Below are 12,297 nucleotides of genomic sequence, written 5' to 3' on the forward strand. Positions count from 1 at the left end.
ATTAGAACCTAGGTTTAGAGCTTTATTTTAAAATATACCAATAGCAACCCTCTTAACGATTAGGCAGGGTAAACGTATCCTGTAGAGCCTGCCCATCCGAGAATTTATAGAATCTGTAGTTATAATGATCCTTCTCTTTGTAGAACAATTGATATACATATTCCTTTGCCGTGTCATCCGGGTCTTTGTCATAGATTCCAGGCACGAGCCTAACAATAGTTGCATCTGGCAGCTCAGCTTTCACCTTATTGCGCACCTGCTCCAGAGTAACTCCGTTCTTGGCCAGCTCCTGATGATCCACTTTGCCGTCAACCACCCAAACCACGATATCCTGATTAGAAGTGCTCTTGCCCTCGATGACCCAGCATACGGTATCCCAGACCGACTTGCTTGCATGCTCTACCGAGGCCAGTCCCGCCTGCTGCTTCGCCACAATAATTGCCGCATCCTTCTCTGCCCAGTAATCACTCATGGTATATACATAATAACGCTGTATCCCGAACAGAACTACAAGCACAATGAGAATGGAGAGCAGAATCCATTTCGTCTTTTTCTTCAAGCCTTCACTTCCTTTCTGGCCAGAAGTCTCCGCTTAACGGGAGAGCAGTCCTTCAAAACATGCTTGAGCTTCCCGGCGAATCCGCTCTTCATCCATTGTGATGCAGCTTCCATTCTTCACGACTTGCGCCCCGTTCACCCACACGTGCTTAACATCCTTCGGCCCTGCAGAGTAGACCATGTGGGAAATGAAATCTGTATATGGAACAAAATGCGCTTGATCTGTATCCAAAGCAATGAAATCTGCTTTCATGCCAGCGGCAAGACGGCCAGTGTTCTGAAGATAGACGGACTGTGCGCCATAAATGGTGCCCATCTTGAGCGCCTCATCCGCAGGCACCGCAGTCGGATCACCTGATACGCCTTTATGAATCAACGCGGCGAGCCTCACCTCTTCAAACATATCCAAGTTATTATTGCTGGCTGCTCCATCGGTACCCAAAGAAACGACCACACCAGCCTTCTGAAGATCCATTACACGCGCTACACCGCTTGCCAGCTTAAGATTGCTTCCCGGGTTATGGGAGACGGCCACCTTGTTTCTGGCCAGGATTTCAATCTCTTCGTCGGTAAGATGAACGCCATGGGCTACAATGGATGGACGGGAGAAAAATCCAAGTTTCTCCAAATGGATGGCAGGACGTGTCCCATAATCGTTGATGTTCTGCTGAACTTCCGCAGCCGTCTCCGACATATGCGTATGCAGCGGCAGGTCCAGATCATGTGCCGCCTGGACAAACTTCTCAATAAATGCCGGAGGACATGTGTAAGGGGAGTGCGGCGACATCATGGTAGTGATTCTGCCATCGGCCTGTCCATGCCAGTCTTTGGCGAACTGTACCGCCTCCTCCAGCTTCATCTGCTGCACGTCTTCTGGACACAGCCCTATAGCTCCGCGCATGAGCACCGCGCGCATTCCGGATTCCTGCACCACCTTGGCCACCTGGTCCATGTGGTCGTACATGTCCAGGAAGGTCGTGGTTCCGCCTTTGAGCATCTCCAATACAGACAGGGATGTTCCCCAGTATACATCGTTAGATGTAAACTTGGCCTCCATAGGCCACATCTTCTCTTGAAGCCACGTTTGGAGTTCCATATCATCACCATAACCCCTCAGCAGGGACATTGCCGCATGGCCATGGGTGTTGATCAATCCTGGAGAAAAAAGCAGGCCGCTTCCGTCAAAAGCTTCTGTCTCCTCTTCACCTTCCGGGCAACTCTCTCCAACATATTTAATTACATCATCCTCGATCAGCATATATCCCTTGATCACGGATTGCCCCGGCTCCAATACCACAAAGGTTCCGTTCTTGATCAACCATTTACGACTCATTCCACTCGTCTTCCTTTCCATCCTCCAAATAATAAGCCAAGCTGAGCAGATCGGTAGTGAAATCCGCCGCATGCAGACGTACCCCGGCAGGCACCTTCAGAATAGTCGGGGCGAAGTTAAGTATGGCTTCTATTCCGGCGCTGATCAGCTGATCAGCAACCCGCTGCGCCTCAATATCGGGTACTGTAATAATCCCAATCCGGATATTCAGCCTCTTGACCGTCTCTCCCAATTCCTCAATCGGCTGCACTGTCAATGAGTTGATTTTTTGGCCAATCTTGTGCTCGGAAGCATCAAAGAGGGCCACAATCTTCATGTTATCTTTCAAATACGTATTGTAGTTCGACAAGGCTTGGCCCAGATTACCTGCCCCAACAAGGGCCACGTTAATCTGCTGATCCAAATTCAGGATTTGGCGGATCTTCTCAATCAGATATGAAACATCATAGCCGATTCCCTTACGGCCAAAGTCACCGAAATATGCCAAATCCTTGCGGATTTGTGCCGGATTCAGATCCAGCTTTTGTCCAAGCTCCTGTGAAGAAACGGTCGCAACCTCCCGCAGGCTAAGCTCATTCAGAAAGCGCAGATATACAGGCAATCTGCGCACAACCGCGTCCGATATTTTCTCCGATTTCATCTCTATTTCCCCCTAAATCTAATGAGTCCGGTCAATCGCCGGTGCCTAGCCATTCTGATATTCGGGACACCATTTGCTGTGTGGGCATATGCTCCATCTTTGGCCCCGGCAAAGAATACAGGAAGTACTTCCCATAGTAGGACTCAAGAATCCGCGTATCATAAACAATCACAATTCCGCGGTCCTGTGAGGAGCGGACCAGCCGTCCGAAGCCCTGCTTGAACCGGATCACCGCCTGCGGAACGGACAGCTTCATGAACGGATTCTTCTTCTGCCGCTGAAGCCGCTCACTCTTTGCCTCCACCAGCGGATGATTCGGCGGCTGGAAGGGCAGCCGGACGATCGCCAGGCTTGTCAGCGCATCTCCCGGGATATCCACCCCTTCCCAGAAGCTGCTTGTTCCCAGCAGTACGGAGGCCTGCTGACCTTGGAATCTGCGGGTTAGCTTGGTGCGATTGCCGCTGTCCACGCCTTGTCCGATCACAGTAATGCCTTGCGCGCCAAGCGCCTCCTTCAACGGATCGTAGACCTGGCGCAGCATCCGGTACGAGGTAAACAGGACCAACATACGGCCCTGTGTCGCTACCGCCGCATCAGCGAGCGAGCTCACCAATGTGCTGACAAAGTAGTCATCACCAACACTCCCCTTAACACTAGGGAAGTCTCTTGGAATGACAAGCAGTGCCTGCTCCCGGTATTTAAACGGGGAAGGAAGCATGGAAGTAAGCAGCCGATGCTGATCCGAAGCTTCCTGAAGTCCCAGCTGTTCAATCATGTACTGGAATGATTTGTCCACGGACAGCGTTGCCGAGGTCATAATAACACTTTTCTTTTTGTCAAAGAAATATTCCTTCAGCTGTTGGCTAACTTCAACTGGCACCGCGTAAATCTGCAGAGAACGGCTGCGGTAATGTCCGTTGCCTTCGATCCAATACACGGTCTCTTCGTTGTCCAGCTTCATGAATGAGCGGATATTGTCCCGCTCGGCCACCAAGTCCTTAAATAGACCGCTGATGTCCGTAAGCAAGCTCTCTGACCCATAGCTGTCATCATCATCCTTCAGCTCATTCATCATCCGCTCACCCTTGCGGATGACGCCCCCCATCGTCAGATAGATTTGATTCTCAAGCTCGCTCAGCTCTTCCCAGTTCTTCGGCTTGTTATTCGGCAGGAGCCTAAGCACGAACTGGCCGGGTTCACCGGGAGCTGCATCACTTCGTTCAGGCATCAAGCTGAACAGCTGGTCGCTGAGACGGTCCCAGTTCTCTTTGATCTCCAGCAGTTCCGGATACAAGTTATCAATCACGTTAACCCATTCCAGTGCTTTCTCCGAACCGCTGCTTTGAAGCTGGATGCGGAGATTAGGAAGCTGCCCTGTACGGCTGTCTTTATACAGCCGGGTAAGGGTATGAAGAACGGTGAAATACTTCATATTCATACCAAGGTGCTTGCCAGCCACATCTTCCAGATGATGTGCCTCATCAATCACCAGCCGCTCGTAGGATGGCAGCAGCTGATGCCCGGCCTTCACATCCGTAAACAGTTTGGAATGATTGGTGATCACCACGTCGGCCACTCCAGCTTCATGTTTGGCCTTGTGATAGTAGCATTTACGGAACCAAGGGCAGGAACGGCCCAGACATGAGTCTGATTCACTGGCAACTGTCTCCCAGAAGTCCGCCCCCCGGTTGCCTTGATTCAGCTCTTCATCGTCGCCGATTTCGGTCTGGGTAAGCCAGACGATCATCTGAGCCGCGATCAAGACGTCTTCCTTGGGCGATACAAAGTCTCTTTTATTTATTTTATGTTCAAATTTACGCAGACACAAATAATGCTGTCTGCCCTTGAAGATCGCTGCACGGAATGGAAACGGTACAACCTCGGACAATAACGGAATATCCCGCTCACGTAATTGCTCCTGAAGATTTATGGTATGCGTGCTGACCATAACTTTCTCTTCGGCCTTCACACTATGATAAATCGCAGGAAGCAGGTATCCAAGGGATTTCCCCGTTCCAGTGCCAGCTTCCACAAGCAAATGCTTGTCCTCGTCGAACGCCCGCATTACCTCGTCCAGCATCATATTCTGCGCTTCTCGCTCTTCGAACTGCGGGAGCTTCGCCTTCAGATTCGCACGGACCTGACTCAGGAACTGTTCAAAGGAAACGTCTTCGAGCGGATTGTCCGCCTCCTCGCTCCTCGCCGGCTTGATGTCGATCCAGTCCTCGGTCTTCAAGGCAAACTGCCGGTAGTAGGAATAACCGTCCGCCATGGGCGCGGCAGCTTCCTTCTCCCTCTCCTGCAGTGCAGCATCAAAGAACCACCCCAGATCGCTGTCTTCTCCTGCGAACAGGTCAGAGAGACGCTGCAGCGACAGAAGAGGCAGCTCTTCGATCTCCTCCAGACATTTCAGGAAGATCAGTGCGGTCGCCAGCGCGTCCGAATCGGCCTGGTGTGGTCTATCATGCGTAACCCCGAACTCGCCGGATACAAATCCAAGCTGGTAGGAGGTAAGTGAAGGGAACATAATTTTCAGAAAATCCATTGTATCCAGAATTCGTCCCGTAAATGGCAAATAACCTGTTTTATCCAAAGCGCTCTGTAAGAAATTAAAGTCAAAAGCAACATTATGTCCAACCAGGATTACATCGTCCAGAAGGGGAACCATCTCCATCATAACCTCATCGAGGTCCGGCGCGTCCTTCACATCCTCCTCCGTTATTCCCGTTAACTGAGTAATGAACGGCGGAATCGGAACTCCCGGCTTCACATATGACGAATACACCTGAGTTATCGTTGAATCGTGATCTATAATGGCAAGCCCAACTTGAATAATCTCATCAGAGGACTGGTTACCTGTCGTTTCAAAATCGAGAACGGCATATTTCATTGTATACTCATTACCTTTCGTTCCAGTCTCCTTAACAGCATAACAAAAAAAGCCCGATTTGAAAATTAATCATGCAAACAAATATTCGCACAAGATCATCTTGGCATCACAAAAAAACGATGCGCTTTCCCGAAGGGATTACGCATCGTCTCACAATTGTGCACCCATCTACATTAAGGCCGCAAGTTGACTTCCGAACTGCAGGGAACCTTGCTTTTGCTTGCATACTTCAAGATTGGAGAGCGGCTCGGTAAATGTAGGATCAATATGATGGGCAAGTAAAAAATAATCCCGCGCTCTCTCCATCTGGTTCAGCTTGGCTTCAATGCAGCCCAGAGCATTGTAGATAATCGAGCGCAGCCGTTTGTTCTCCGTAAGGGGCAGCACCCATTGAAAGTGGCGCCCGGCCTCCCTGACTTCATTCATATACAAATAAGACATGGCTAAATAAATCCGGGCAAGAAGGCTGTCTTTGAACTCCTCTGTGGTGAGCTTGAACTGTTCGACTGCATGAGAATACATCATCAGCTTGTAATAGCCCTGCCCTTTGATAAATGAGCCTGACTTCATCTCAGGAAGCTCAGCCGACTCCATGGAATCTGGCAATCCCCAGCTTTTGCGCACATCACTCATTTTCTCTTCAAAAGAAAGCCATTCTTCAATAATGCCATCACTCATGTGCTTGAGCATCTGCCACTTTTTGCTGAGCTCCTGCTTCTGAGTTCCTTTTGCGACCGGGTACACCTGGGCAATTTCCTCTAACATATCATTCATTTCCGCAAAAACATGCTGAAACATCATCTGCATCCCACCTTACACGAAAATGAAATCAAGCGGCGGCCTATGTTCATTTTTTGTCCGGGAGCCTGATTTCATTCTTGCAAGCACCATTTAAATAATGGTTTGCTTCGTGTTATCGGATTGTAGCATGCACCTCATGCCGGGCGGTTTCCACCGGCCGGTTGTTCTCATCAACAAACACAACCGTAGGTTTATGTGTCAGGAGCTCCTCCTGGGACATTTGAGCATAAGAAATAATAATTACCGTGTCGCCCGGCTGAACCAGTCTGGCCGCAGCACCGTTAAGACAGATCACCCCGCTGCCGCGCGGACCGGGGATCACGTAGGTTTCCAATCTTGCGCCGTTGTTATTATTTACAATCTGCACTTTTTCATTCTCAAGAAGATCAGCCCGCTCCATCAGGCTCTCATCAATGGTGATGCTGCCCACATAGTTCAGATTCGCTTCTGTTACTGTTGCGCGGTGGATCTTGGATTTCATCATCGTTCTATACATGGATAACCACTCCTTCAGGTGAGAGCAGAATATTGTCAATCAGACGGGTCTTGCCAAATTTTACAGCCAAAGCAATAATAATCTCGCCTTTGATCTGGGTGGCTGGCACAGATTCGTCCACAGGGGTCAGTGCCGGGAATTGAAGAATATCCACATAATCGATCTCGGCGAGTGGCTTATAGTTGATGTTTTCCGTAATTTTTGCACGGATCTCGGAAAGTGAAACAGATCTGTCGCTGCGGATGCGTGCCTCCGCCTCACGGAGCGACTTGGACAGGATAAGGGCCTGCTCCCGCTCTTCAGCTCCAAGATAAACATTTCGGGAGCTTAAAGCCAATCCATCAGATTCCCGGATAATCGGACAAGGAATAATCTCGACGTCAAAATTCAGATCATCGACCATTTGCCGGATCACAGCAACCTGCTGGGCATCCTTCAGGCCGAAATAGGTCCGGGTTGGGTTGATCATATGCAGCAGCTTGCCAACGACCGTTGTGACACCGTCGAAATGTCCCGGGCGGGAAGCACCGCATAGACCGCTTGTAAGCTCGGACACTACAATCTTTGTTTTGGTCGGATTAGGATACATTTCCTGCACGCTCGGCAGGAATACTACATCAACCCCTTCACGCTTCGCCAGGGCCAGATCCCTTTCTTCATCCCTTGGATAACGATCCAGGTCTTCTCCCGGGCCGAATTGGATCGGGTTCACAAATATACTAAGCACAACTAGATCATTATGTTCACGTGCCTGCTTCAGCAGGCTGGCATGACCATCGTGCAGGAACCCCATCGTTGGCACAAAGCCCACCGATAGCTCCCTGCCTTCCTTAGCCGCGCTGAAGCGCTCCTTTTTTAAGTACGTTCTTAGCTCATCCACCTGATGAATCACCATCATGACCGGGTATCCACCTTTCTTTTTCCGTACAATGACTCCACTACATGGTCATCCGCTTGGAATACGTGCTTCTCGGCCGGAAATTGCCCCGATTTGACCTCCTGAACATACTGCCCAATTCCCCGGCGAATTTCAGCGCCAATATCTGCAAAAGTCTTCACGAACCGCTTCTCACGATAGTCAGAGTCATATTTAAGCACATCATGATACACAAGCACCTGTCCGTCGCAGCCTCTTCCCGCGCCAATGCCGATCGTAGGAATGGAAAGCTGTCTGGAGATTTCTGCCGCTACTTCCTCCGTAACCAACTCCAGCACCACGCCAAAAGCCCCGGCACGCTCCAGCGCCTTGGCATCTTCGAGCAATCTGCGTGCATCCTGTTCATCCTTGCCCTGAACACGATATCCGCCAATCTGGTTGACCGATTGCGGGGTCAGTCCGATATGTCCAAGCACCGGCACACCGGATTTCACAATGCTCTCCACAGCCAGACAGATCTCCACGCCACCCTCCATCTTCACAGCATGGGCGTGGCCTTCCTGCATAATTCGTCTTACATTCTTCAGGGTCTCGTCGATACCGCCGTGATAAGTCATAAACGGCATATCCGTCACAATGAACGTATGCTCAGCCCCCCGTCTTACCGCACGGGAATGATACACCATGTCATCAAGAGTAACTGGAACCGTCGAGTCATAGCCAAGCACCACGTTGCCCAGGGAATCTCCCACGAGCAGCATATCCACACCCGCTTCTTCCGCCAGTTTGGCGGAAGGGTAATCGTAGGCGGTGATCATGGTGAGCTTCTCGCCGTCCTGTTTCATTTTTTTCATTTTTACAATGTTAAGCACGGACCTTCATCTCCTTTGGGTTTCCCAAAATTAGAAGCTTTGCGCGCACAACAAAAAGAACCTTTCAGCTGTGCACCAAAAAGTCCGAAAAGTCCATAGATCTTAAGAAGAGTCACTTGCGTTCGTCCCTTCTGTCTCGGTCCCTTCGGCTCAGAGCAGAATCCAACGTAACCTTAGATTCACTTGCTTGTTGTACTTCCTTAGAGTGCAGTTTGGATGACTCCAATACCACCTCGTATGGACAGTATAACAGATAACGTCAATTTTTTCATCCGCCAAGTTGTACATCGCCTGAGAATATCAAGGTTTTCCTGCCATCCTGGTCCAGAATCAGCGCTCCGCTCATATCAATCCCGGTGGCATATCCGGTTACAGGTCCTTGAGGCGTGTTCAGCGTAACCTCCTGGTTGATCGTTACAGATAGAGCTTCCCATAAATGGGCAATGGGTCCGAAGCCCTCCTCCAAATAAAGCTTGTACAGCTTCTCGAGCTCTGACATCACCGCCCCGATGAGCGACTCACGATCTATCGGCTGTCCGCTCTCCAGCCGCAGGGAAGAGACCTTGTCCCGCAGTTCCTCCGGGTAATCCTCTGCCGTCATGTTGGCATCGATGCCAATCCCGGCGATGCAGTACCGGATTCGTTCGTCTTCTGCGACGGATTCCAGCAGGATGCCGCATATTTTGCGTCCATGCACAAGGAGGTCGTTCGGCCATTTAATGCCGGAGTCCACGCCGGTCACTGACCGGATCGCTCTGCATACCGCCACAGCCGTAAGCAGCGTAAGCTGGGGGGCACAGGATAGCGGGAGGCCTGGTCTCAGGAGCAGGCTCATCCAGATGCCCTTGCCAGGCGGGGAGAACCACTTGCGCCCGAACCGTCCACGGCCCACAGTCTGTTCCTCCGCTATGACCAGGGTGCCTTCCTGTGCCCCTTCTTCAGCAAGCCTGCGCACATCCTCTTGAGTGGACGTGGTAACATCCAACACTTTGAGCTGCCTGCCCAGGACATCAGTCCGCATGGTGCCCATCAATGTGACCGCATTGAGACGACTTGGTTTCTGCACCAGCCGGTAGCCTCTTCTGGATATGGCATCGAATTCATATCCGGCCTCCCGCAGCTTGTTGATCTGCTTCCAGACCGCAGCACGGCTGATTGATAAACGCCGGCTGATTTCTTCCCCGGACAGGTACTCCCCCGGGTTCTCCATAAATATATCAAGCACCGTGTTAGGCTTCATCTTCGTTCACCATCCGTTTCACTTCTTCAATCAGTTCAGCATGCTCGTTGGCGACATCACCCACGGCTGCGGCAAGCAGCAGTTTTTTCATTAAAGTGCTGAGCCACGGCCCTCCCGGTCTCCCGGCCGCCTTCAGAACATCCGTACCGGAGAGCGCAAGCTCTTTGACCTGATGCAGCGGCACACTCGTATGCCACCTGCGAATTTGCTCAAGATCCCCCGTCATATTCGGATTTGTCTGCTGCTCCGATCCCGGAACAACTAATCGGTCAGCCTCTGAAGCCTGGGTTAAGGCCGCGGACCTGTCGATCCATAAACCGGCAATCTCCTTGCCGTAAGCGAGCTGCAGCGCAATCCAGCTTCGGCGCATGAATTCTATGCTCTCAGCAGTATCAAGGTGCCTTGAATGGTGTACAATCGACGACCACTCCCGGTCGAAGCGGACCAGTCCGGCTGCAGCACCGGCATCCCGGTTGGAGAACGTCCAGAGTTTCAACAAATCCAGAACCTCATCTTCGGGGACATGAAGCGCCTGTATTAGGAGTGACAGTCTTAACCATAAGGGTTCTGCAGGCAGGGAGGAGAGATGCTTAAGCCGCTTCTCATCCAGATGAGTCAGATCGGCCGGAATCTTGGCCTGCTCAAGCAGCCTGCTCCGTCTCAGAAGCTCGAGCCCCCGGATGGGGTCTGGCCCGGCAAGCATTTTCTCCAGTTCGGTACGGATTCTTTCGCTCGCTATGTATTCCATCTTGTCCCGGCTTCGCATTATGGCTCTCCAGGTGCTGGGAACGAGTCTGAAGCCGAAGACGGAAGCGAACCGGACCGCCCGGATCATCCGCAGCGCATCTTCGTCAAACCGCTTGTCCGCGTCTCCCACACAGCGGATCACCTTAAGCTCAATATCCCTACGTCCTTGGAAAGGGTCCGTTAAGTTTCCTTCCAGATCCATGGCCATGGCGTTCATGGTGAAGTCCCTTCGTTCCAAATCCTCCCGGATTGCGTCAACGAACTGCACGGACACGGGACGCCGGTGATCCTCATACTCGGTCTCCTTGCGAAAGGTTGTGACCTCGAATGCCTGCTTGCCGATAAGTACAGTCACGGTCCCGTGCTTAAGCCCCGTCGGCACGCTCCGGTCAAACAGCTGGATGACGTCCTCAGGCCTGGCTGACGTGGCAATATCCATGTCGTGGACCGGCCTGCCCATGATCTCGTCACGGACACATCCGCCCACCCAATAAGCCTCATAACCCGCCTGGGTTAATTTCGTTAACACCTGCACACCAGCGGACATCATTGCAGGCTCCACCTGTGTCCACATCTTCATAGCTTCAACCCTCTCCTCGCAAACAAGACTCCGGGGAGAGGAAGCTCCTCTCACCCGGAGTTCATTAGCTGCATACCGGCTTTAAGCTTGGAACTTGCCTCCCAAGCACCCGGTAGTAGATTTGCTCATATTCATCCGTGATACGGTCGCTGCTGAACTGGCATCTTGCCCGGTCCAGACAAGCCTTAGACATTTCGCCAGCCATCTTTTCGTCGGTCAGCAGCTTGACGGCATAATCAGCCATCGCTTTTGTATCCCCGGTCGGAGCCAGAAATCCGGTGACTCCATGCGCCACCAGTTCAGGAATTCCCCCTGCTTGTGAACCAATCGTTGGCACGCCGCAGGCCATGGCCTCCAGAGCAACCAGCCCGAAGCTCTCTTTCTCTGAAGGCAGCAGCAGGACATCAGCCATTGAAATGATCTGGGCGATCTGATCCTGTTTACCGAGGAAATGCACACGGTCCTCCAGACCAAGCTCCTTGATCTTGCACTGAACCTTCGGCAGGTCCGGACCCTCGCCCACAAACAGCAGGCGCGCCGGAATTTGTGCACTCACCTGTGAGAAGATATCAACCACATCATGCACACGTTTAACCGGCCGGAAATTCGAGATATGCATCAAAATCTTCTCATTCGGAAAAGCAAAATCACTGCGCAGCGAATCTATGTCACGCGGATAGTAAATCCGTTTATCTACAAAGTTATAGGTTAAATCAATATCGCGGGTGATCTCCAGAACCTCCCGTGTTTCTCTCATCAGGTCCTCAGATACCGAAGTCACCGCATCACTCTCGTTAATTGCCAGTCTGATGAGGTCCTTAAGCGACTCATCCTGGGCTAATACCGTAATATCTGTTCCGTGCAGCGTGGTCACTACTTTAAGGCTGTCTCCGACCATCTGTTTGGCCAGGAAGGCGCATACCGCATGGGGTACAGCATAATGAACATGGAGAATATCCAGCTTCTCCCGCTTGGCAACCTGGGCCATTTTGGTCGCAAGCGACAAGTCATAAGGCGGATACCGGAATACGTAATAATCGTTCACTTCTACTTCATGATAGAATATATTTTTCTGAAAAGCTCCGAGCCGGAACGGGACACTATGGGATATAAAATGAACCTCATGGCCCTTCTCAGCAAGCAGCTTGCCAAGTTCGGTAGCCACAACCCCTGATCCGCCAAGTGTCGGGTAACAGGTGATGCCGATTTTGAGAGATTGGCTCATGTCAGGGGCACCTTCTTTCTTATAGAATGATAACCATC

11 protein-coding genes are annotated in these 12,297 nt (G+C 51.4%); all 11 read right to left on the reverse strand.

Annotated elements, in window-relative coordinates; genetic code table 11:
• Positions 1–52: 52 nt before the first annotated feature.
• The 11 genes from KJS63_RS01670 to bshA all read right to left on the reverse strand — a co-directional run bounded on the left by KJS63_RS01670 (position 53) and on the right by bshA (position 12,259).
• Positions 53–559: a cell wall elongation regulator TseB-like domain-containing protein gene (locus KJS63_RS01670; RefSeq protein WP_213617686.1), complete on the reverse strand. Its 507-nt coding sequence runs from the start codon at positions 557–559 to the stop codon at positions 53–55.
• 33 nt (positions 560–592) lie between these two features.
• Positions 593–1,891, reverse strand: coding sequence for an amidohydrolase (locus tag KJS63_RS01675; protein ID WP_213617687.1), 1,299 nt, complete (start codon positions 1,889–1,891; stop codon positions 593–595).
• Positions 1,881–2,531, reverse strand: a complete 651-nt coding sequence (locus KJS63_RS01680; RefSeq protein WP_068617197.1) for a redox-sensing transcriptional repressor Rex — start codon at positions 2,529–2,531, stop codon at positions 1,881–1,883. The genes KJS63_RS01675 and KJS63_RS01680 overlap by 11 nt, the downstream gene beginning before the upstream one ends.
• Positions 2,532–2,562: 31 nt before the next feature.
• Positions 2,563–5,421, reverse strand: a complete 2,859-nt coding sequence (gene dinG / locus KJS63_RS01685; RefSeq protein WP_213617689.1) for an ATP-dependent DNA helicase DinG — start codon at positions 5,419–5,421, stop codon at positions 2,563–2,565.
• Between the two features lie 168 nt (positions 5,422–5,589).
• The gene (locus KJS63_RS01690) at positions 5,590–6,222 is read right to left on the reverse strand and encodes a hypothetical protein (RefSeq protein WP_306432870.1); all 633 of its coding nucleotides are present in this window, start codon (positions 6,220–6,222) and stop codon (positions 5,590–5,592) included.
• Between the two features lie 112 nt (positions 6,223–6,334).
• Positions 6,335–6,718 (reverse strand): aspartate 1-decarboxylase, encoded by a 384-nt coding sequence (gene panD / locus KJS63_RS01695; protein WP_213617690.1) that lies wholly within the window; start codon positions 6,716–6,718, stop codon positions 6,335–6,337.
• Positions 6,711–7,616, reverse strand: coding sequence for a pantoate--beta-alanine ligase (gene panC, locus KJS63_RS01700; protein WP_213617691.1), 906 nt, complete (start codon positions 7,614–7,616; stop codon positions 6,711–6,713). The genes panD and panC overlap by 8 nt, the downstream gene beginning before the upstream one ends.
• Positions 7,613–8,449: a 3-methyl-2-oxobutanoate hydroxymethyltransferase gene (gene panB, locus KJS63_RS01705; protein ID WP_213618299.1), complete on the reverse strand. Its 837-nt coding sequence runs from the start codon at positions 8,447–8,449 to the stop codon at positions 7,613–7,615. Before panB ends, panC begins: the two co-directional genes overlap by 4 nt.
• Positions 8,450–8,735: 286 nt before the next feature.
• Complete coding sequence (locus KJS63_RS01710) at positions 8,736–9,707, reverse strand: biotin--[acetyl-CoA-carboxylase] ligase (protein ID WP_213617692.1); 972 nt, start codon at positions 9,705–9,707, stop codon at positions 8,736–8,738.
• A complete protein-coding gene (locus KJS63_RS01715; RefSeq protein WP_213617694.1) occupies positions 9,697–11,034 on the reverse strand; it encodes a CCA tRNA nucleotidyltransferase in 1,338 nt (445 codons plus the stop codon). The genes KJS63_RS01710 and KJS63_RS01715 overlap by 11 nt, the downstream gene beginning before the upstream one ends.
• 64 nt (positions 11,035–11,098) lie before the next feature.
• The gene (gene bshA, locus KJS63_RS01720; RefSeq protein WP_213617695.1) at positions 11,099–12,259 is read right to left on the reverse strand and encodes an N-acetyl-alpha-D-glucosaminyl L-malate synthase BshA; all 1,161 of its coding nucleotides are present in this window, start codon (positions 12,257–12,259) and stop codon (positions 11,099–11,101) included.
• Between the last annotated feature and the right edge of the window lie 38 nt (positions 12,260–12,297).

The organism is Paenibacillus sp. J22TS3 (assembly GCF_018403205.1).
In the GTDB taxonomy this organism is placed as follows: Bacteria; Bacillota; Bacilli; order Paenibacillales; family Paenibacillaceae; genus Fontibacillus; species Fontibacillus tuaregi.

Coding starts and splice junctions, on each gene's coding strand:
- KJS63_RS01710 (WP_213617692.1), bottom strand. CDS start 9,707: ATGAAGCCTAACACGGTGCTTGATATATTTATGGAGAACCCGGGGGAG.
- panD (WP_213617690.1), bottom strand. CDS start 6,718: ATGTATAGAACGATGATGAAATCCAAGATCCACCGCGCAACAGTAACA.
- panB (WP_213618299.1), bottom strand. CDS start 8,449: ATGAAAAAAATGAAACAGGACGGCGAGAAGCTCACCATGATCACCGCC.
- panC (WP_213617691.1), bottom strand. CDS start 7,616: ATGATGGTGATTCATCAGGTGGATGAGCTAAGAACGTACTTAAAAAAG.
- KJS63_RS01690 (WP_306432870.1), bottom strand. CDS start 6,222: ATGATGTTTCAGCATGTTTTTGCGGAAATGAATGATATGTTAGAGGAA.
- KJS63_RS01715 (WP_213617694.1), bottom strand. CDS start 11,034: ATGAAGATGTGGACACAGGTGGAGCCTGCAATGATGTCCGCTGGTGTG.
- dinG (WP_213617689.1), bottom strand. CDS start 5,421: ATGAAATATGCCGTTCTCGATTTTGAAACGACAGGTAACCAGTCCTCT.
- KJS63_RS01680 (WP_068617197.1), bottom strand. CDS start 2,531: ATGAAATCGGAGAAAATATCGGACGCGGTTGTGCGCAGATTGCCTGTA.
- bshA (WP_213617695.1), bottom strand. CDS start 12,259: ATGAGCCAATCTCTCAAAATCGGCATCACCTGTTACCCGACACTTGGC.
- KJS63_RS01675 (WP_213617687.1), bottom strand. CDS start 1,891: ATGAGTCGTAAATGGTTGATCAAGAACGGAACCTTTGTGGTATTGGAG.